Genomic DNA, 20,116 nt, shown 5'->3' on the forward strand with positions numbered 1-20,116 from the left:
GAGGACGCGTGCGTCGCGACACGATGCGACGCGCTGTCGTGCATTGGCTGATGGCGCACGCGCATGCAGCCCCGCGCAACACCGACGCCAACCTGCTTTTCACCCGCGAGCGAACTATCCTGAAAGGATGCAGCCGAACTATTTCCCTCTCTCCGTTTGTTCGAAAGGAGGTGCGCCATGTCAATGTCTACAACGCTCGAGGACTGCCTGCGCAACAAGGGCTCCCGGTACGAAATCCTGCGCCATCCGTACAGCCATTCCAGCATGGAAACGGCGGCGGCCGCCCACATTCCCGGCGATCGTCTCGCGAAGACCGTGCTGTTCGAAGACGAGCAAGGCTATATCGCCGCCGTGCTGCCGTCGACGTATGCGGTGAGGCTATCCGAGCTCTGGTCGAAAACGGGGCGCCGCCTTTCGCTCGCGAAGGAAATCGATCTGCGTGAACTGTTCAAGGACTGCGAATACGGCGCGCTGCCGCCCGTATGCGCCGCCTATGGCATGAAAACCTATCTCGACGAAAGCCTGGCCCGTCAGCCGGACGTCTACTTCGAGGCGGGCAATCACGAGGAACTGGTGCACATGGACACCGAGCAGTTCCTCGCGCTGATGGACAGCGCGGAGCGCGCGCATTTCGGACGCCGGATGCACGGGATGACCGTGTGAGCGCGAGCCCCTCGGGGCCAATGCATGTCCGTTCGCCGATCAGCGGCTGGCTATGGGGAAGGGCGCTGATCGGCGTCTGTCTTTTCATCGCCAGCCGTACCCGTAATAGCGCGGCCGATAGACGGGCCACGTAGCCGCATACTGCGCGGGCATGACCTGCTGCACGACAGGCGGGCTCACATACACGGGCTGATAGACGGGGACGTACTGCACAGGCGGGGGCGGCTGATAAGGCTGAAACACGACGGTGGCCGGTTCTTCGGCGGGTTCGTCGTAGGCGGGCGCCTGAGCGTACATGGGCGCCGGCCGATAGCGCGGCCGCGGTGCAGGCGCGTACTGCACGGGCGCGGCTTCGTCGTCATACGCCGGCTGGTTTTGCAGCGGCTGCTGCGCCACGCGCGGCTGGCTGACGCGCCTCACCTGGGCGGCGTCGTCGCCGGGTGCGCCGGGCGGCAACGGCGGAGGCTGCTGCACCGAGGCTTTCGACGTCTGCTTCAGCTGTTCCTTCAGCGACGCATACGTCTCGGCATCCTCCTTGGCGCGAGCGTTGTAGCCGTTGTGATAGGCATCGCTCAGATCCTTCATGCGCGCCTTGTTTTCGTCGTCGGCAGTCATCTGCTCTTCGCCCGGATCGAGCGATGCATTGCTGACGCCCCCACTGTCATAGGCCGACTTCGGTCCATCGGCCCACGCGGTAGCGGACAGCAGGGCCGGGACCAGGGTCGCGGTCAACGCCGCGGACCCGAGCAATGTCCTGATTCTCATGGTTGTTACCTCGCCTGTGGTCGTACACGGCAAACGCAAGTCAATGCCAATGTCCCGTTATGCTCCCCGATCGCATTCCGCCTCCCTGCGGAAACATCCCGAAACGCTTCATGCTGCGCCTTCGTAGTTGCACTATCAGGGCTTCCACCAGGCGCCGCATCGGGCCAGGCTTCATCCAGACGGTCAGCATGACGTGACTTAACTTGCCAGCATTCGCCCGCGCGAGATGCGCTATAGCACACATAGCGCTTCAGATATTCGGCTGTCGAAAGCGAGGCGGGCGTGAGCGGGAAATGCAGTACGGGCGCGCCGCATTGCGCGGTGCGGAGCGCGAAAGGAACGATGGATGGATGGAGTTTGCCGCGCGTTCGGCATGGCCGTGTCTTCGACAGCCGAGCCATGCCGACGCGCTCGCGCAATCAGTCAATGCGGCAACAGGACGCCGCCGCGAGCGTCAGCGATACACGGAACCGCGCAAGTCGATCAAACCCGCGCGAGCGCCTCGGCGTCGACGATGCGAATCGTCTTGCCGTTCGCGTTGACGAGCCGTTCACGCTGGAACTTCGAGAACATGCGGCTCACGGTTTCGAGCTTCATCCCGAGATAGCAGCCGATTTCTTCGCGCGTCATGCGCAGATGGAATTCGGCAGCCGAGAATCCGCGCGCCTTGAAGCGCCGCGACAGATTGAGGAGGAACGTCGCGACGCGCTGTTCGGCCGTCATGGTGCCGAGCAACATCATCTGGCTCGATTCGCGCACGATCTCGCCGCTCATCATCTGATAGATGTGATGCTGCATCGACTTCATCTCGTGGCAGAGCACTTCGAGTTGCGCGAACGGAATGATGCAGACGACGCTATCTTCGAGTGCGATCGCATCGCAGTTGTGATGACCCGCGCACACGCCGTCGAGACCCAGCGACTCGCCCGCGATCTGGAAGCCCGTCACATGCTCGCGGCCATCGCGATGCATGACGATCGTCTTGAACGAGCCGGCACGCACCGCGTAGATGCTCTGGAACGCATCGCCGGAGCGGTAGAGCGTCTCGCCGCGCTTGACGGAGCGCGTCGAGCAGATGATCGAATCGAGTCTGGCCAGTTCGTCGACGGTCAACTCGGGCGGCATGCAGATGGCCCGCATCGAACAGGCGGAGCAGCGGGTCGCGCGCACGGGGGCCGGCTGCACGGGCCGGATCGGCACGACTTTGGGGATGCGCGTCATCGGGTGGTCGGATACTCGAGCGGTTGCGGCATGCATGGTCAGCTCCTGTTCATTCACGAGTGCGCGCGGCGCGACTGCGCAATGGACTGAATGGCGCGGCAGGCTGCATCGAATTCGGCTGTCTTGTCGAAGAAGAGGTCAGCGCCTGCCGCCGCGCACGCATCGCGAAATGCGCGCGCAGTGTGGTTCGTCAAAACGATCTTGATGATCGAGGGTCGTGCGCGGGAGAGCGCTTCGATGAGCGCGAGGCTGCTTCCCCCAGCGAGGCGCACGTCCATCACGACGACATCCGCGTGCGACTCCAGGATGCCTTCCAGCGCTTCGTCCGCATCTTCGCCTTCGCCCGCGATCTCGACGCCGGCAATCGCGCCGAGCAGGCGCGCCAGGCGTCGCCTGACTTCGATCGCGTCGTCGACGAGATAGATCTTCGATACGGTGGTTGATGTGGCGGCATCCATGGCGATCAGTATCGACGGTCTTATCTCAAAAAAGTATCGGCGGCGCTTTAACCGCACCTAGGGGAATCGGCAGGCGTTATAGGAATATTCCTACAAGCCGGATGACGTGCCCGCTGCGCTGAATCGCGAGTCCGCGCCGTCGCGATGAGCGTATGCTGGTCTGGATGGCGTTGACCTGTATCAACCGGGAATTCGGTCGCCGAAGGGACACTGTCCTCGCACGTGGGCGACATTGCCCATATTGGGCAAGGCGTGCGCATTTCGGGGAGGTTCATCATCATGTATCAACGGATACTGGTTGCGATCGACGGCAGTCCGAGCGCACAACGCGCGCTGGGCGAAGCCGTCAAGCTCGCGAAACTGTCGAACGGCACGATCGAGGCGCTGTGCGTGCTGGATCGCGGCAAATGGCCCGCTGAGGCGAATCCGCTCAACGCCGAACCCGGTCCGTCCGGACTCGCGAACGACGCGGCTGCGGCCGCGCTCGCCGTCGCCGAGCAGATGTTCGAGGAAGCGGGCGTGCGCGGCAGCGTGCGGGCCATCGATGCGTATGCGGAAAACGTGTCCGCCGTGCTCGCGCGCGTCGCGGACGAATACGAAGCCGATCTCATCGTGATGGGCACGCATGGGCGGCGCGGCGTGCAGCGTTTTCTGCTCGGCAGCGTGGCGGAATCGCTGGTCCGCTCGACGGATATACCCGTGCTCATCGTGCGCCACGATTCCTCCGAGCATTCGCCGTCTGAGGCATGAAGCGGACGGGTTGGCGGGCCGCGAAACTCAGTGACACCGCGGCAGTGACACCGCGTGTAAGCGATTGACCTGGATCACGAAGGCATCGGGCGAGGCGCTTAAGCTGAATGCGGATGGCGCCTTCGATTGCGCCTGAACGGAGAACCGCCATGTCCGCGCAATGCAGGGTCCTCGTGGTGTATTACTCGCGCAGCGGCACGACGCAGCGCATCGCAGAACTGCTTTCATCCGATCTGGGCGCCGACCTCGAAGCGATACGCGAGCCGGGCGAGCTTGCGGCGCGTGCCGGGGCGCGCGGCTATGTGCGCTCGCTGATCGATGTGCTGTGCCACCGGCAGGTCAAGGTGATGCCGCGCATACACGATCTGTCCGCATACGATGCCGTCGTCGTCGGCTCTCCCGTGTGGGCGAGCCATGCTTCCGCGCCCGCGCTCGCGTGGCTCAAGGAACATGGCGCGGCGATCCGGCATCTCGCGCTGTTCTGCTCGCTGGGCGGGAGCGGCAACGAGTCCGCGCTGGAGCAGATGGCGAAGGCAGCGGGCAAATCGCCGCTGGCCACTTGCGCGATTACGGCTCGCAATTTGCAGCGGCACATCGACGGCACGAAGCGCCAGGGATTCGGGCAGAAGATCAGGCACAGGCTCGCGAAACTGCACGAGGCCGAATGGATGGCTTAGGCCGCGCACATCAACACACGCTGAATCAGCGATCGGCGCTGTGGGTCGCATCACGTTTCATCAACAGGTCGTTACGTTTCAACGTCCACGAGCACATCAAGGAGGTTCACCATGTACAAGAAGATTCTGGTTGCCGTAGACGGCAGTCACACATCGAAACATGCGCTGCAAGAGGCGGTGAAAATGGCGGCGCTGACGCATGGCACCCTGCATGCCGTCTATGTCGTCGATACGACGCCGCTTTTCAGTTACGCCGGCTATTACGATCCCGTCGCGTTGACGGAGGCATTGCGCAAGGACGGCGCCGCTGCGCTCGACGGCGCCAGGACGGCGTGCAAGCAGTCGGATGTCGAATGCGCGGTCGAACTGATCGAGACGGAACGCCTGAGCGACGACGTTTCGCAGACGCTGCAACATTGCGCCGAGCGCATCGGCGCCGATCTCGTGGTGCTCGGGACGCATGGCCGCCGAGGCGTCAAGCGGATCGTGCTGGGCAGCGTCGCCGAACGCTTCGTGCGGTTCTCGCAGTGTCCCGTGTTGCTCGTTCGCGGCAGCGAAGAAGAAGCCGAGCCCGAGGCGTGAAAGCCCTCGCGACGGATGTGATCGCGCGAGGCTGATCGCCAAAGATAGCGGCGTGCCCGCGCGTTTCCGACTTACGGCGCCTGTTCCACTTCGGGCGCGCGGGCAAGCAGAACGGGCGTATCGGCGAGCCGCAGCGTACGCGCTGCGACGCTGCCCATGAACCAGCGCGCGAGGCCACGCCGTCCATGCGTGCCGACGACGAGCAGATCCGCGTTCCAGCGCTGCGCATCGCGCACGATCGCATGCGGCACATCGTCGTTGGCGCGGTTGGTCTCGATCAGCGCCGTTTTGGCCGACCATTGATGTTCGGCGAAGATGCGCGCGGCCAGTTCCAGCACCGTTTGCCCTTCTTCGAGAAAGGCGTTCTCGAGCATGTCGACGGGCGCGAAATCGAACAGGTGTACCGCGCGGTCGAGCACGTAGACGGCGCGCAGTTCCGTATCCGCTGCGGCAAACTGAAGGCCCATGCGCAACGCAATGAGCGAATGCACGCTGCCGTCCAGCGCGAAGACGATTCGCCCGGGACGTCTGTTGGTCGGCACGCGGCTGTTCTCGGGTACGAGCAGCAGCGAACAATCGGTGCGCTTCGTGACGGGCTCCGACACCGTTCCTTCGACCCAGCGCAACAGCCCATGATGATGCCGCGCGCCCATCACGACGAGATCCACGCGCCAGCGCGACGCGACGTCGAGCAGCGCCTGGACCGTATCGCCATTGCGCTTCGATAGCTCGACGAGTTCGCTTTCCGGCCGCGTGTCTGAAAACATCGCCTCGATTTCATGCAGTGCAGTGCGTGCGTCCTGAAGCAGTTCGTCGCGCGCGGCGGCGAGCACGTTCCGCGCCGTCGCGCCGAGTGGAAATAACGTGTGCGGACTTTGCACGACCGACACGAGCGCGATTTGCGCTTCGCCGGCGAACAGCGCATGCGCATACTCGGCCGCGCGCACGGATGCTTCCGTGCCATCGACGGCCACCAGCACGCGCTGAAACGCACGGCCCGGCATGGGATTCGAAGCAACGGGATCGATCATGGCGCTCTCCACGATGGCCAACGCAATACAGGCCGATTGTGCTACCGATCCGCGTCGCCGGGTTGATCATGTTCGACGCGCTTCCTGTGCGCATCGGGTGCCGCCGCCTGCGGACGGGTTGACGTCAGTCAAGCCGTCGGGCGTCGGGCCGCACATAGTGGAGGCATCTACCAAGGAGAACATCATGTTCGCAATGGATGTCATGACGCCGTCGGTGATCTGCGCGCAACCGGATATGACGGTGCAAGAAGCTGCAAAACGTCTCGTCGAAAACAGGATCAGCGGCATGCCCGTCGTCGACGAAAGCGGCTCGCTGGTCGGGATCGTGAGCGAGGGAGACCTGTTGCACCGCGTTGAAACCGGCACAGAAACGAGGCGGTCGAGCTGGCTCGAACTGTTCTCGTCGACGCGCAATCTCGCCGGCACTTTCGTCAAGGAACACGGACGTCTGGTGAGCGACGTGATGAGCAGCGAGGTGATCGCCATCGATGAAAAGACGCCCGTCGGCGACATTGCAGAGCTGATGGAAAGGCGCCGCATCAAGCGCGTGCCCGTGCTTCGGGACGGCAAGCTCGTCGGCATCGTGAGCCGCGCGAATCTGATCCGCGCGCTTGCGAGCGCCCCTGTGCAGGCACAGGCAGGGCCCGCGAGCAGCGACCGCGAACTCGCCGAAGCGATCGTCGCCGCGTTGCGCGACAAGCGGTGGGCGCTGTCGAAGGAAAACGTGATCGTCAAGGATGGCGTCGCGCATCTGTGGGGCGTGATCCAGTCGGAAGACGAAGAGCGGGCGATCTGCATCGCCGCGCTCGAAGTCGAAGGCGTGAAGGAAGCGCGGGCGCATCTGAGTTATCCGACCGTCATGCCGTTGATGTGACGAGTACGGCCTTCCACGGCTTTGCCACGAAACGCTTCCGCCGATTGTTCGGCGATTCCTGCCAGTCAATTCGTATCGAGCCGCTTTATCGCGGGAGATGGGGTGTTTAGATTTGCTCCATCGCCGGGGCGGACGGTTGTCGAAACCGTTCGTCCTGTCCCTGGGTATGGCACAACTTGAAGGAAGACGATATGAGCAGGCTCGCAGGTAAGGTCGCGGTGGTCACGGGCGCATCGAAGGGTATCGGAGCGGGTATCGCCAAAGCGCTGGCGGCAGAGGGCGCTTCCGTGGTCGTGAATTACGCAAGCAGCAAGGCGGCCGCCGATGCCGTCGTCGCCGGCATCACGGCGGCAAACGGCAAGGCAGTCGCGATTCGCGGCGATGTGTCGAAGGCGGCGGACGCACAAGGCATCGTCGATGCCGCCGTCGAAACGTATGGGCGACTCGATATCCTCGTCAACAATTCAGGCATTTACGAGTTCGCGCCGATCGAAGAGATCACGGAAGAGCATTTCCACAAGCAGTTCAATACCAACGTGCTCGGCGTGCTCCTCACGACGCAGGCGGCCGTGAAGCATCTCGGCGAAGGCGCGAGCATCATCAACGTGAGTTCGGTGGCCAGCAGCATCACGCCTCCCGAAACGGCTGTGTACAGCGGCACGAAAGGCGCCGTCGACGCGATCACGGGTGTGCTTGCGCGCGAGCTGGGTCCGAAGAAGATTCGCGTCAACGCGATCAATCCGGGCTTCGTCGTCACGGAAGGGACACACGAGGCCGGCATCGTCGGCTCGGATTTCGAAGCGATGGCGCTCAGCCAGACGCCGCTCGGCCGTGCCGGCCAGCCCGACGACATCGCCTCGATCGCCGTGTTTCTCGCCTCAGACGACGCGCGCTGGCTGACGGGCGAACATGTGATCGCAAGCGGCGGCATGCGCTGAGCGATCGCCGTCTCATGGCCCGGCCTGGATCGCGATTGCGGTCCGGCCGGGAGGCTGCATCAGCTTTCATTTCACGCAGATCATCGAAGCACCGTCAGGCCAAAGGACTCACACGTCCTTTGGCTTTTTTGCGTTGTGCTCAAACCCGTTGTGTTCAAACCATTTCGCTGCGACGTCAAAGCTGCGACTCCAACGCTGCGATCCTGAACCATCATCAGACCCGCATCCGAACGAGCTAGCGCTGCAAAGAAACGCAACTGAATGTTGCAGCAAGAATCGGATGGCCGCGAGGCAGGGCGCTCGATATGTTCGTATCCAGGCGAAGCAATCCTGCTTCTCCGTGATCCAAGCTCAGCAAGGAGTCGAACATGTCGAATGCAGATGACAACAAGGCGATCGTAGGCCGCTGGTTCACCCGCTTCTGGGGCGAAGAGTGCGATCTCAGCGTCGTCGACGAGCTCGCCGCGCCGGACATGCTGCTCAAGTATTCGCTGCACGAGCCGCGACGTGGCCACGAAGACATCAAGGCGTTCATGACCGGTTTTCGCAACGCGTTCCCGGACCTCAATTTCTGGGGCGCCGCCGATCTCATCGCTGAAGGCGACTTCGTCGTCGGTCGTTGGGAAGGGGGCGGCACGCATACGGGCCCCGCTTTCGGCGACTTCCTCGCGGGAACCTTGCCGCAGGCATCGGGCCGCAAGATGCACTTTACGGGCACGACGGTGCTGCGCCTGAAGGACGGCAAGATCGTCGAAGAAGTCGGCCTCGATGACGGCGTGACTGCGCTCACGCAACTCGGGCTCATCAAGACCGTTTGAACGCGCGTGGCGGGGCGCCGCCGTCGGTGCGGACGGGCGGCGCGCCACCATAAAATCCGCGCGTGAAATGCTTCGATGGGACAGCAAGAAACGGAGTGTGTCTGTCCGTCGGTCGCGAGAGATTTGACATGCCTTCCTGACAGGAGTGAACCATGCTGCCAATTCTCGCGCTTCATGCTCTCGCGGCTCAACGTGGTGACGGATTGCGCCCGGAGCTTCTTGCGTTGCTCGAACGTCACATTGGAAATGAGGCGGGTCTTCGCGCCAGCATCGAACCCGACGACGCCTCCGTGAACAGCGAAGAGCCCGGCGATTGCGCCGCAAGCCCTTCCGATAGCTGACGACCAACGCACGATTCCAGCCTCACCCGGATCGCCGCATCCGCGAACAGCGAGTGCGGCGATTCACTTCCCCGCCGGACGTTCATCCCTCGCGCCGTCCATAGCACCATTCGCGACGCAATCCGCACGGTTCGTCGCATGCCTGTCGATAGCCATCCGTCCTCCGCGCAGACTGCCGTCATCGAGTTCGCCCATCCTGCCGGGGAGCCAGCATGCCTGCCATCATTGCCGTGCATGTCGCCACTGCAATCGTTTCTGTCATACTCGGAACAACCGTGCTTTTCGCCGAAAAGGGGACCGCGCGCCACAGGTGGCTCGGCCGTCTGTGGGCGGCGGCGATGTTCGCGACCGCGCTCAGTTCGTTCGATATCCGCGAACTGAACCCCGGACATTTTTCGTGGGTACATGGGCTGTCGCTGCTGACGTTCGTCAGTGTCGGGCGAGCGATCTGGGCGATACGGCAAGGCAACGTCCGCGGTCATCGGCTCGCGATGCGCGGATCGTTTATCGGCCTCGTCGTGGCGGGACTCGCTGCCGTGGCGACGCCGCATCGTCTGCTGAATGTCATCGTGACGGGATGGTTCGCATGATTCCAGGCAGTAACGTCAAATTCCCCGCTGCGTATGCCGACGCGCCCGCGCCCGCGAAACAGCTGCTGGCCGAATATGCGCGCGAATCCGTGATCGTCGTGATCGGCAACGCGATGATCGCGGCCGGCCTGACCGTCGTCGGCATGGGGAAAGGCCTGGCGGAAAACCTCGTGTTCAGCGAGTCGATAGGGCTGTCGATCATGCTCCTGCTTCATGCCGCGCGCTTTCGTCTCCAGCGCAGGAACGCGCTCACCGCACCGAAGCTCGCCGTGGCGATGGCCGTCTCCATCGTGGCGGGCGCGGCAATCGGGCGGGTGATCGCGAGCGCGCTGCTCGGGCTCGACATCGGCAAGGCATTTGCGACCAAGGAGATCGCGACGACGGGCTGGATCGCGCTCGTCGCGACGCTGCTCGTCACCTGGTACGGCTGGTCGCGTGCGCGCATCGCGGGACTGAGCGAGCAGGTCGCGCGCACGGCATGGCTCCAGGAGGCCGCCGAAAAGACCGCGCTGCGCGCCCGCTTGCAGGCGTTGCAGGCGCAGATCGAGCCGCATTTCCTCTTCAACACGCTGGCGACGCTCGACAGCCTGATCGTGTCCAATCCGCCGCGCGCACGCGAGCTGCTCGGCAGCCTCAACCGGTTCTTGAGGGCGACACTAGAAGCATCGCGCACCGAAAGCGAAACGCTCGCCGATCAGTTCGCGGTGCTCGATTCAATGCTGGCCGTCCACGCGATGCGGCTCGGTCCGCGGCTTGCGTATTCGCTCGATCTGCCCGCCGATTGCGCGGCCCTTTCGGTGCCGCCGATGCTCCTGCAACCGCTCGTCGAAAACGCGTTGAAGCATGGCGTTCAGGTTGCCGTCGAGGGCGGCCGGATCGAGGTACGGGCGAGGCGCGTCGAACCCTGCGTCGAACTCGCCGTGACCGATACGGGTCCGGGCTTCGGCTCGACACCCGCTACGCAGGGCACGGGCATCGGACTTGCGAACGTGCGCGACCGGCTTGCCGTGCTGTATGGCGAACGCGCTTCGCTGACGCTCATCGAAAACGTGCCGCACGGTATCGTTGCGCGCGTGCTGCTTCCGCTCGACGATGCCGAACGACGCGAGAGGGTTTGATCGATGAAGACGCGCCAGCCACGCACAGCCGCATCGAACCCAGACGACGAACGTCATTCGCCGGAGACGCGTCGCGCGCCAACTGCGTTGATCGCCGAGGACGAGCCGCCCATTGCCGCCGCGCTGCAACGGGAACTGGCGGCGGCATGGCCCGCGCTGCGGATCGTCGCGACAGTCGATAACGGCCGCGATGCAATCGAGCGTATCGGCGCATTGCAGCCGGACATCGCGTTTCTCGACATTTCGATGCCGGGCGCAACGGGCCTCGATGTCGCGCGTGCCTGCGCGAACCTCGCGTCGCCGCCGCAGATCGTATTCGTGACGGCATACGATCAGTACGCGCTGGACGCGTTCGATGCGGCCGCCATCGACTATCTGCTGAAACCCGTCGATGCGTCGCGGCTCGCGCGCACGGTCGAGCGTCTGCGCGCGCCGCTTGCGCGTTCACCGGTCGACGCCGCGCCCGCCGCCGACGTGCACGCCGATCTGCAACGCGTGCTCGGCCAGCTGGAGCAGATCACGCGCAGCGTCCGGCTCGACAGCCGCTCGCAGGACAGCGCGCGGAGTGCGCCAACCGCCGCGCCAACCGCGCCGCTGCGCTATCTGCGCGCATCGAGCGGCAGCGACATCCGCATCGTGCCGGTGGAAGACGTGTTGTACTTCGAAGCCGCCGACAAATACGTCGTCGTCACGACGCGCACGGGCGAGCTGCTTATTCGCACGAGCCTCAAGGAATTGTGCGCGCAACTCGATCCGTCGCGTTTCTGGCAAGTGCATCGAAGCACGGTTGTGAACGTCGATCAGGTGGAAAGCGCGACCGTCAGCACATTGGGAAAAATGTCGCTGAAGCTGCGCGGTTACGCTCACGCAGTTGCGGTGAGCAAGCAATATGCACATCTGTTCCGGCAGATGTGATGCATCGGGCGCCACCGAAGTCGCGGCCCGCTTCATGCTAAGGCGACGCGATCGCACCTGAAAATAAGGCATCTTCACGCACATCGGAAAGTCGTGCAGCAACCGTCGTAAGCTGGTTGCAAAGTCTCGCACGCATCCGCTCGTGCTCGCATCGGCGACGAAAGCACATCGAAACGCTTCCCGCCGCGCCGCCCGCCATCGTGCTCCGTCGACCGCGACGCTCACCTGCAGCGCCGCGCGGGAGGCACTACACTTGCTCAATTGACCTGGTTGCCCGCTGCGGCACCTGTCGTGCCACAGCACACTCTGCAAAGGAGTCGTCGCTCATGTCACAAGTCACACCGAAGTCCACGACCGATCTCGACCGCCTTGCGATCGACACGATCCGCACGCTATCGATGGACGCCGTGCAGAAGGCCAATTCCGGCCACCCCGGCACGCCGATGGCGCTCGCGCCCGTCGCATTCCATCTCTGGCAGAACCATCTTCGCTACGACCCCGACGCGCCGTTATGGCCCAATCGCGACCGCTTCGTGCTGTCGGTGGGGCATGCGTCGATGCTGCTGTATTCGCTGCTGCATCTCGCGGGCGTGAAGGCCGTCGACGAAGACGGCAAACCGATGGACAAGCCCGCCGTCTCGCTCGACGACATCAAGCAGTTTCGCCAGCTCGACAGCGTGACGCCCGGACACCCGGAGTACCGGATGACGACGGGCGTCGAGACGACCACGGGGCCGCTCGGACAGGGGCTCGGCAACAGCGTCGGCATGGCGATGGCCGCGCGTTGGCACGAGGCGCACTTCAACAAGCCGGACGCGCCGCTCTTCGATTACCGCGTGTACGCGCTGTGCGGCGACGGCGACATGATGGAAGGCGTATCGCATGAAGCCGCTTCGCTGGCGGGGCATTTGCGGCTCTCGAACCTGATCTGGATTTACGACAGCAACCGCGTGACGATCGAGGGCCACACCGATCTCGCGTATAGCGACGACGTCGAATCGCGGTTTCGCGGCTATAACTGGCACACGCTGCACGTCGACGACGCCAACGATCCGAACGCGCTCGAAGCCGCGATCAACGAAGCGAAGGCCGTGACCGACAGGCCGACGCTGATCGTCGTGAAGAGCATCATCGGCTGGGGCGCGCCGAACAAGCAGGATACGGCGTCGGCGCACGGCGAGCCGCTCGGCGAAGAGGAGATCAAGCTGGCGAAGCGCGCGTATGGCTGGCCCGAGGACGCGCAATTCCTTGTGCCCAACGGCGTGCGCGAGCACTTCGCGCAAGGCCTGGGCGCGCGCGGCAAGGCGGCGCACGACGTATGGAAGCAGCGCTTCGACGAGTACGCGCGAAAGTATCCGCAGCTTGCGAGGGAGTTCGACCAGATGCAGTCGTCCACGCTGCCGGATGACTGGGACGCGGACATCCCCGTGTTCGATGCGGACGCAAAGGGCATGGCCACGCGCGAGTCGTCGGGCAAGGTGCTCAATGCGATTGCGCAGCGCGTTCCGTGGATGATCGGCGGCGCGGCGGATCTTGCGCCGTCGACCAAGACGAACCTGAAATTCGAAGGCGCGTGCAGCTTCGAGCACGACAACTATGGCGGGCGCAATCTGCATTTCGGCATCCGCGAGCACGGCATGGGCGCGGTGGCGAACGGTCTCGCGCTGTCGGGCTTGAGGCCGTTCGCGTCGACGTTCCTGATCTTCAGCGACTACATGAAGCCGCCGATCCGCCTCTCGGCGATCATGGAAGTGCCCGTCGTTTACGTGTTCACGCACGATTCGATCGGCGTCGGCGAAGACGGTCCCACGCACCAGCCGATCGAGCAGCTTGCGTCGCTGCGCGGCGTTCCCGGCTTGACGACGCTGCGTCCCGCCGATGCGAACGAAGTCGCCGAGGCGTGGCGCGTCGCGCTCTCGCATCCGCACGTGCCCGCGTGCATCGTCGTGACGCGCCAGCCGCTGCCGACATTCGACCGCAAGAAGTATGCACCCGCCGAAGGCGTGCGCCGCGGCGCCTACGTGCTCGCCGATGTGCCCGCCGGCAAGAAGCCCGACGTGCTGCTGCTCGCGACGGGCAGCGAAGTGTCGCTGTGCGTCGATGCCTACGAGGCGCTGAAGGGCGAGGGCGTCAATGCGCGCGTGGTGTCGATGCCGTCGTGGGACGTGTTCGAGCAGCAGGACCACGCATACAAGGACTCGGTGCTGCCGCCCGACGTGCACGCGCGCGTGGCCGTCGAGCAGGCCGCGACGCTCGGCTGGGACCGCTATGTCGGCCGGCTCGGCTCGCAGATCGTGATGCATACGTTCGGCGCGTCGGCGCCCCTCAAGGCGCTGAAGACGAAGTTCGGCTTCACGCCGGAGCGCGTCGTCGACGAAGCCAGGAAGCAGATCGCGCGCTGCAAGTCCGGCAACGTCAAGGAGTGACACATCATGCAGATCGGCATCGTGGGACTGGGCCGCATGGGCGGCAACATCGGCAGGCGGCTGATGCGCGGCGGCCATCAGTGCGTCGTCTACGACCACAATCCACAAGCGACGGAAGCGCTCGCGAAGGAAGGCGCAACGGGCGCGCGCGATCTGGCCGATCTCGTCGCGAAGCTCGGTGCGCCGCGCGTCGTGTGGCTGATGCTGCCGGCGGGCAAGATCACCGAGGACACGCTTGCGGACCTGCAGCGCATCCTCACGGCCGACGACGTCGTGATCGACGGCGGCAACAGCTTCTACAAGGACGATATCCGCCGCGCCGCGCAGCTTCGCGAGACGGGCGTGCATTACGTGGACGTGGGCACGTCGGGCGGCGTCTGGGGACTGGAGCGCGGCTATTGCATGATGATCGGCGGCGACGACGCGATCGTGCGGCGCATCGATCCGATCCTCTCCGTGCTGGCGCCGGGGCGCGGCGAGATTCCCGCCACGCCCCATCGCGACGGACGCGACGCGCGCGTCGAGAACGGCTACATGCATACGGGCCCCGTCGGCTCAGGGCACTTCGTGAAGATGGTGCACAACGGCATCGAGTACGGGCTGATGCAGGCGTATGCCGAAGGGTTTCATATTCTGAAGCACAAGGATCTGCCCGAGTTGCCCGACAGCGAGCGCTACGCGCTCGATCTCGCCGATGTCGCCGAAGTGTGGCGGCGCGGCAGCGTGGTGTCGTCGTGGCTGCTCGACCTCACGGCGGGCGCGCTCGCGCAGGACGGCCAGCTCGACGGCTTCTCGACGGAAGTCGCGGACAGCGGAGAAGGGCGCTGGACCATCGAGGCCGCAATCGAAGAAGCGGTGCCCGCGCAGGTGTTGTCGGCGGCGCTCTATACGCGCTTCCGCTCGCGCGACGCCGAGTCGTTCCCCGAACGCATGCTGTCCGCGATGAGATTCGGATTTGGCGGACACAAGGAGTTTCCCGTGAAATAAGTGGCAGCGGCAGGTGAGTGTGAAGCTGTGAAGCAAAGTTGTGAAGCGAAGCCCGCGATATCCGTCGCGGGCTTTTCTATCGGCTGCCGCGATGATTCGAATTCGAAATCGCGATTTTTATTTCGCGCCACGCGCTCTTAGCATTGACAGGGTAGTGAATCCGGCAACGGGTACAGAGCTGTCATTGCGCGTGCATCCTGGTGTTCGCGCCGTTGCCACCGAGCAATTACAGGGAGGCATCGATGGAGCACAAAGCTCGCACCCAAAACGAAAAGCTCGAAGTCAAGACGACGACCTGCTACATGTGCGCATGCCGATGCGGCATCCGCGTGCATCTGCGCGATGGCGAGGTGCGCTACATCGACGGCAACCCGGAGCATCCGCTCAACCAGGGCGTGATCTGCGCGAAGGGCTCGTCGGGCATCATGAAGCAGTACTCGCCCGCGCGCCTTACGCAACCGCTGCTGCGCAAACAGGATGCGCCACGCGGCAGCGCGCAGTTCGAGCCCGTCTCGTGGGACGTCGCGTTCGACATGCTCGAAAAGCGTCTCACCCATCTGCGCGCGACGGACCCCAAAAAATTCGCGCTCTTCACCGGACGCGATCAGATGCAGGCGCTGACGGGCCTGTTCGCGAAGCAGTTCGGCACGCCGAACTATGCGGCGCACGGCGGCTTCTGCTCGGCGAACATGGCGGCGGGCATGATCTACACAATGGGCGGCTCGTTCTGGGAGTTCGGCGGCCCCGATCTGGATCGCTCGAAGCTGTTCTTCATGATCGGCACGGCCGAGGACCATCACTCGAATCCGCTGAAGATCGCGATCTCGAAGTTCAAGCGTGCGGGCGGCCGCTTCGTTGCGATCAATCCGATCCGCACCGGCTATGCGGCGATTGCCGACGAGTGGGTGCCGATCCGCCCTGGCACGGATGGCGCGCTCTTCATGGCGCTGATGCGCGAGCTGATCGAAAGCAATGCATATGATCGCGAGTTTGTCGAGCGCTACACGAATGCGGGCGAACTGCTGGACATGCGCGCCGACAGCGACACGTATGGTCTTTTCGTGCGCGACGAAGCGGCCGACGTGAGCAATCCTCTCTTTCCGCAGAATCATATGTGGTGGGACCCCGCGAGCCAGCGCGCGGTGCTGCATCACACGCCGGGCGTGCGGCCCGCGCTCGAAGGACGCTACACGCTCGCGGACGGCACGCCCGTCGCGCCGTCGTTCGAGCTGCTGCGCGAGCAGGTGGCCGATTGCACCCCGGAATGGGCGTCGCAGATCACGGGCATTCCCGCCGACACGATTCGCCGGCTTGCACGCGAAATGGCCGATGTCGCGCGCGATCACAAGATCACGCTGCCGATCCAATGGACCGATGCGTGGGGCGAAACGCACGACACCGTGACGGGCGCGCCGATCGCCTTTCACGCGATGCGCGGGCTCGCCGCGCACTCGAACGGCTTTCAGTCAATACGCGCATTGGCCGTGCTGATGTCGCTGCTCGGCACGATCGACAGGCCGGGCGGCTTTCGGCACAAGTCGCCGTATCCGCGCGCGGTGCCGCCGTCGGCGAAACCGCCGAACAGTCCCGACGACGTAAAGCCGAACACGCCGCTTGCGAACGGTCCGCTCGGCTGGCCGGCCGCGCCCGAAGACCTGTTCATCGACGACAGCGGCGAACCCGTGCGAATCGACAAGGCGTTCTCGTGGGAATATCCGCTCGCCGTGCACGGCCTGATGCATAGCGTGATCACGAACGCGTGGCGCGGCGATCCGTATCCGATCGACACGCTGTTGATCTTCATGGCCAATATGGCATGGAACTCGTCGATGAATACCGTCGAAGTCCGCAAGATGCTCGCGGACAAGCACGACAACGGCGACTACAAGATTCCGTTCATCGTCGTGTGCGATGCGTTCCAGTCGGAGATGACGGCGTTCGCCGATCTGATCCTGCCCGATACGACATACCTTGAACGCCACGACGCGATGTCGATGCTCGACAGGCCGATTTCCGAATTCGATGGCCCCGTCGATTCCGTGCGCGTGCCCGTCGTGCCGCCGACGGGCGAATGCAAGCCGTTCCAGGAAGTGCTCGTCGAACTGGCGAGCCGCCTCAAGTTCCCCGCTTTCACGACGCCGGAAGGCAAGCGCAAGTATCGCGACTATCCGGAGTTCATCGTCAATCACCAGACGGCGCCGGGCTCGGGCGTGGGCTTTCTGATCGGCTGGCGCGGCAAGGACGGCGACAAGGCGCTCGTCGGCGAGCCGAATCCGCGCCAGTGGGAAGAGTACGCGAAGCACAACTGCGTCTATCACTACACGCTGCCCGAGTCGTTGCAGTACATGCGCAACTGCAACGGGCCGTATCTGGCGTTCGCGGTCGAGAAGGGCTTTCGCAAGTTCAACGAGCCGATCGTGATCGCGCTCTACTCGGACGTGATGCAGAAGTTCCGGCTCGCCGCGCAGGGCAAGACGAAGGGACGCCGGCCGCCGGAGCATTTGCGCGCGCGCATCGAGCAGTATTTCGATCCGCTGCCGTTCTGGTATCCGCCGCTCGAACACGAAACGACCGATCACGCGCAGTATCCGCTCGCGGCCGTCACGCAGCGGCCGATGGCGATGTATCACTCGTGGGACTCGCAGAACGCGTGGCTGCGTCAGATACATGGCGAGAACTATCTGTACATGAATCCGCGCACGGCAGCGGCGCAAGGCATCGACGACGGCGGCTGGATCTACGTCGAGTCGCAATGGGGCAAGGTGCGCTGCCTTGCGCGCTACAGCGAAGCCGTCGAGCCGGGGACCGTGTGGACATGGAATGCGATCGGCAAGTCGGCGGGCGCGTGGAATCTCGGGCCCGACGCGAACGAATCGCAGCGCGGCTTTCTGCTGAATCATCTGATCGCAGATGAGATTCCCGTCAACAGTGCGAATCACCCGCGCACGTCGAACTCCGATCCCATCACGGGCCAGGCCGCCTGGTACGACGTGCGCGTGCGCATCTATCCGGCCGAAGCGGACGCCGATCATACGCTGCCGCAGTTCGCGCCGATGCCTGCGCTGCCGGGCGTCGCCGGCGGGGCGGCGGGCGGCATGATTCATCGCATCGTGCAGACGTATTTCGCGGGACGCGGCGAGTTCGCCGCGCGTCTGCGCAAGGCGGCCGAGCGTAGCTGATGGAACTGAGTGGAACTGGGTGCAACTGCAACGGAGAGCATCGATGACACAGATGGCGCTCGTAATCGATCTGAACGTCTGCGTGGGCTGCCACGCATGCGTGACGAGCTGCAAGGAGTGGAACACGTCGGGCGAGGCGGGCAGTCTGTCCGATCATCGTCCTTACGACGCCGATCCGTCCGGCACGTTCTTCAACCGCGTGCAAACGTTCGAAGCCGGCGAGTTTCCGCTCGCCGACACCATTCATTTTCCGAAGTCGTGCCTGCATTGCGAGGACCCGCCGTGCGTGCCCGTCTGTCCGACCGGGGCGAGCTACAAGCGCAAGGAGGACGGCCTCGTGCTGGTCGATTACGACCGCTGCATCGGCTGCAAGTACTGCGCGTGGGCGTGCCCTTACGGCGCGCGCGAAATCGATGAAGAGCGCAAGGAGATGACGAAGTGCACGCTGTGCGCGGATCGCATCTACAACGAAGCACTGCCCGAGCGCGACCGCAAGCCCGCGTGCGTGCTCGCGTGCCCGACCTCGGCGCGGCTCTTCGGCGACATTCACGATCCGGAGTCCGTCGTGTCGAAGGCGATTCGCGAGCGCGGCGGCTATCAGCTGATGCCCGAATGGGACACGCGGCCGTCGAATCACTATCTGCCGCGCCAGAAAGTGACGTCGTGCGGCAGCGGCGCGTGTTCGTGCAAGACGTCCGATGGCGACGAAGCGGTGTCCGTCGAAACGCAGGTGGAACGCGGCGACCTTCATCTTGCGTCGATTGCGACGCGCGTGTGAGTGAACGGATCGAAAACGGGAGAACGAAATGAATCCGGCATTTTCAGTGGTGTTCCTCACGACGCTGAGCGGCGCGGGCCAGGGGCTGCTGATCGCGCTCGTCGGCGTGGAAGCGGCGTCGCGGCTCGGCTTCGGTCTCGGCTTCGGCGATGCGGCTGCCGTGCCGCAGATGTTCTATGTCGTCGGCGCCGCTCTTTCATGCGTGCTCGGCGCGCTGGGGCTGCTTGCGTCGTTCTTTCATCTGGGGCATCCCGAGCGCGCGTGGCGCGCGATCGCAATGTGGCGCACGTCGTGGCTGTCGAGAGAATGTCTGTGCCTGCCCGCGTTTCTCGCGTGTACGTTCGCTTATGGTGTCGCGCATGCGTTCGCGACGCCTTATACGCTTTATGTCGGCGTGATCGCGGTGGTGGCGAGCGGCCTGCTGTTCATCTGCACGGGGATGATCTATGCGTGTCTGCGTTTCCTGCAGGAATGGGCGACGCCGCTGACGCTCGTCAATTTCGTGCTGCTGGGCTGTGCATCGGGCTTTACGCTCGCAACCGCGTGTGCCGCATGGTTTGCTCCTGCGCTGATCGGGCCGCTCGCCGTGGGCGCGTGCGGATTGACGGTTGCGGGATGCGCGTCGCGCGTCGCATCGTTGATGCGCAATGCGCGGCTCAGACCGAAATCGACGGTGCAAAGCGCAACAGGCATTCGCGGCGCGCACGTCGAGCAGAAATCGCGCGGCTTCACGGCGGGCGCGTTCAATCTGCGCGAGTTCTTCCATGGGAAGACGCCGCAGACGTTGAAGCGGATCAAGTGGACGTTTCTGATCGCCGCGTTCGTCGTGCCGTTCTGCCTGATCGTGTCGGGCGGAAGCGTGCGCTCGATCGGGCTTTCGTTCGTGCTGCTGTGCGCGGCGTCGGTGATCCAGTACGCGGGGCTCGTGGCCGAGCGGTGGTTTTTCTTCGCGGAAGCGCGGCATCCGCAAAATCTTTATTATCGGCAGGCGTGACGTCTTTAAGG

At 64.2% G+C, this 20,116-nt stretch carries 19 protein-coding genes; 15 read left to right on the plus strand and 4 right to left on the minus strand.

Features of this window, described 5'->3' with window-relative positions; genetic code table 11:
* Positions 1 to 177: 177 nt before the first annotated feature.
* Entirely contained in the window at positions 178 to 663 is a 486-nt protein-coding gene (locus tag VSR68_RS09965; protein ID WP_342939675.1) for a YbaK/EbsC family protein, read from the plus strand.
* An 84-nt stretch (positions 664 to 747) separates the two neighbouring features.
* Here VSR68_RS09965 and VSR68_RS09970 read toward each other — a convergent pair whose 3' ends face one another.
* From VSR68_RS09970 to VSR68_RS09980, 3 genes are all read right to left on the minus strand, one after another.
* On the minus strand, positions 748 to 1,428 hold the full coding sequence (locus VSR68_RS09970) for a hypothetical protein (protein ID WP_342939676.1): 681 nt from the start codon (positions 1,426 to 1,428) through the stop codon (positions 748 to 750).
* Between the two features lie 483 nt (positions 1,429 to 1,911).
* On the minus strand, positions 1,912 to 2,649 hold the full coding sequence (gene fnr / locus VSR68_RS09975; protein ID WP_342939860.1) for a fumarate/nitrate reduction transcriptional regulator Fnr: 738 nt from the start codon (positions 2,647 to 2,649) through the stop codon (positions 1,912 to 1,914).
* Between the two features lie 53 nt (positions 2,650 to 2,702).
* On the minus strand, positions 2,703 to 3,107 hold the full coding sequence (locus tag VSR68_RS09980) for a response regulator transcription factor (RefSeq protein ID WP_342939677.1): 405 nt from the start codon (positions 3,105 to 3,107) through the stop codon (positions 2,703 to 2,705).
* A gap of 279 nt (positions 3,108 to 3,386) precedes the next feature.
* Between VSR68_RS09980 and VSR68_RS09985 the strand changes: the two genes are divergently transcribed.
* The 3 genes from VSR68_RS09985 (at position 3,387) to VSR68_RS09995 (ending at position 5,116) form a co-directional block, all read left to right on the plus strand.
* The gene (locus VSR68_RS09985; protein ID WP_342939678.1) at positions 3,387 to 3,857 is read left to right on the plus strand and encodes a universal stress protein; all 471 of its coding nucleotides are present in this window, start codon (positions 3,387 to 3,389) and stop codon (positions 3,855 to 3,857) included.
* Positions 3,858 to 4,006: 149 nt separating this feature from the next.
* Complete coding sequence (locus VSR68_RS09990; protein ID WP_342939679.1) at positions 4,007 to 4,534, plus strand: flavodoxin family protein; 528 nt, start codon at positions 4,007 to 4,009, stop codon at positions 4,532 to 4,534.
* A 111-nt stretch (positions 4,535 to 4,645) separates the two neighbouring features.
* Positions 4,646 to 5,116 (plus strand): universal stress protein, encoded by a 471-nt coding sequence (locus VSR68_RS09995; protein WP_342939680.1) that lies wholly within the window; start codon positions 4,646 to 4,648, stop codon positions 5,114 to 5,116.
* Between the two features lie 71 nt (positions 5,117 to 5,187).
* Here the strand turns inward: VSR68_RS09995 and VSR68_RS10000 are convergent, their stop codons facing one another.
* Entirely contained in the window at positions 5,188 to 6,147 is a 960-nt protein-coding gene (locus VSR68_RS10000) for a universal stress protein (protein ID WP_342939681.1), read from the minus strand.
* Positions 6,148 to 6,331: 184 nt separating this feature from the next.
* Here VSR68_RS10000 and VSR68_RS10005 point away from each other — a divergent pair, with 184 nt between their 5' ends.
* The 11 genes from VSR68_RS10005 (at position 6,332) to VSR68_RS10055 (ending at position 20,105) form a co-directional block, all read left to right on the plus strand.
* The gene (locus tag VSR68_RS10005) at positions 6,332 to 7,021 is read left to right on the plus strand and encodes a CBS domain-containing protein (RefSeq protein ID WP_342939682.1); all 690 of its coding nucleotides are present in this window, start codon (positions 6,332 to 6,334) and stop codon (positions 7,019 to 7,021) included.
* A 191-nt stretch (positions 7,022 to 7,212) separates the two neighbouring features.
* On the plus strand, positions 7,213 to 7,959 hold the full coding sequence (locus tag VSR68_RS10010) for a glucose 1-dehydrogenase (RefSeq protein ID WP_342939683.1): 747 nt from the start codon (positions 7,213 to 7,215) through the stop codon (positions 7,957 to 7,959).
* A gap of 368 nt (positions 7,960 to 8,327) precedes the next feature.
* Positions 8,328 to 8,777: an ester cyclase gene (locus tag VSR68_RS10015; protein ID WP_342939684.1), complete on the plus strand. Its 450-nt coding sequence runs from the start codon at positions 8,328 to 8,330 to the stop codon at positions 8,775 to 8,777.
* Between the two features lie 553 nt (positions 8,778 to 9,330).
* Positions 9,331 to 9,708, plus strand: a complete 378-nt coding sequence (locus VSR68_RS10020; RefSeq protein WP_342939685.1) for a DUF2306 domain-containing protein — start codon at positions 9,331 to 9,333, stop codon at positions 9,706 to 9,708.
* Positions 9,705 to 10,826, plus strand: a complete 1,122-nt coding sequence (locus VSR68_RS10025) for a sensor histidine kinase (protein WP_342939686.1) — start codon at positions 9,705 to 9,707, stop codon at positions 10,824 to 10,826. Before VSR68_RS10020 ends, VSR68_RS10025 begins: the two co-directional genes overlap by 4 nt.
* 3 nt (positions 10,827 to 10,829) lie before the next feature.
* Complete coding sequence (locus tag VSR68_RS10030) at positions 10,830 to 11,741, plus strand: LytTR family DNA-binding domain-containing protein (protein WP_342939687.1); 912 nt, start codon at positions 10,830 to 10,832, stop codon at positions 11,739 to 11,741.
* A 326-nt stretch (positions 11,742 to 12,067) separates the two neighbouring features.
* Positions 12,068 to 14,167: a transketolase gene (tkt, locus tag VSR68_RS10035; RefSeq protein WP_342939688.1), complete on the plus strand. Its 2,100-nt coding sequence runs from the start codon at positions 12,068 to 12,070 to the stop codon at positions 14,165 to 14,167.
* 6 nt (positions 14,168 to 14,173) lie between these two features.
* A complete protein-coding gene (gene gnd / locus VSR68_RS10040) occupies positions 14,174 to 15,154 on the plus strand; it encodes a phosphogluconate dehydrogenase (NAD(+)-dependent, decarboxylating) (protein WP_342939689.1) in 981 nt (326 codons plus the stop codon).
* A gap of 242 nt (positions 15,155 to 15,396) precedes the next feature.
* Positions 15,397 to 18,333, plus strand: a complete 2,937-nt coding sequence (locus tag VSR68_RS10045) for a molybdopterin oxidoreductase family protein (RefSeq protein WP_342939690.1) — start codon at positions 15,397 to 15,399, stop codon at positions 18,331 to 18,333.
* Positions 18,334 to 18,376: 43 nt separating this feature from the next.
* Positions 18,377 to 19,111 carry a 4Fe-4S dicluster domain-containing protein gene (locus VSR68_RS10050; RefSeq protein WP_342939691.1) on the plus strand — a complete coding sequence of 245 codons (735 nt, stop codon included), beginning with the start codon at positions 18,377 to 18,379 and terminating at the stop codon, positions 19,109 to 19,111.
* A gap of 28 nt (positions 19,112 to 19,139) precedes the next feature.
* Positions 19,140 to 20,105, plus strand: a complete 966-nt coding sequence (locus VSR68_RS10055; protein WP_342939692.1) for a dimethyl sulfoxide reductase anchor subunit family protein — start codon at positions 19,140 to 19,142, stop codon at positions 20,103 to 20,105.
* The last annotated feature ends 11 nt before the right edge of the window (positions 20,106 to 20,116 follow it).

Origin of the sequence: Paraburkholderia phymatum (assembly GCF_038900715.1) — a bacterium.
GTDB lineage: Bacteria > Pseudomonadota > Gammaproteobacteria > Burkholderiales > Burkholderiaceae > Paraburkholderia > Paraburkholderia phymatum_A.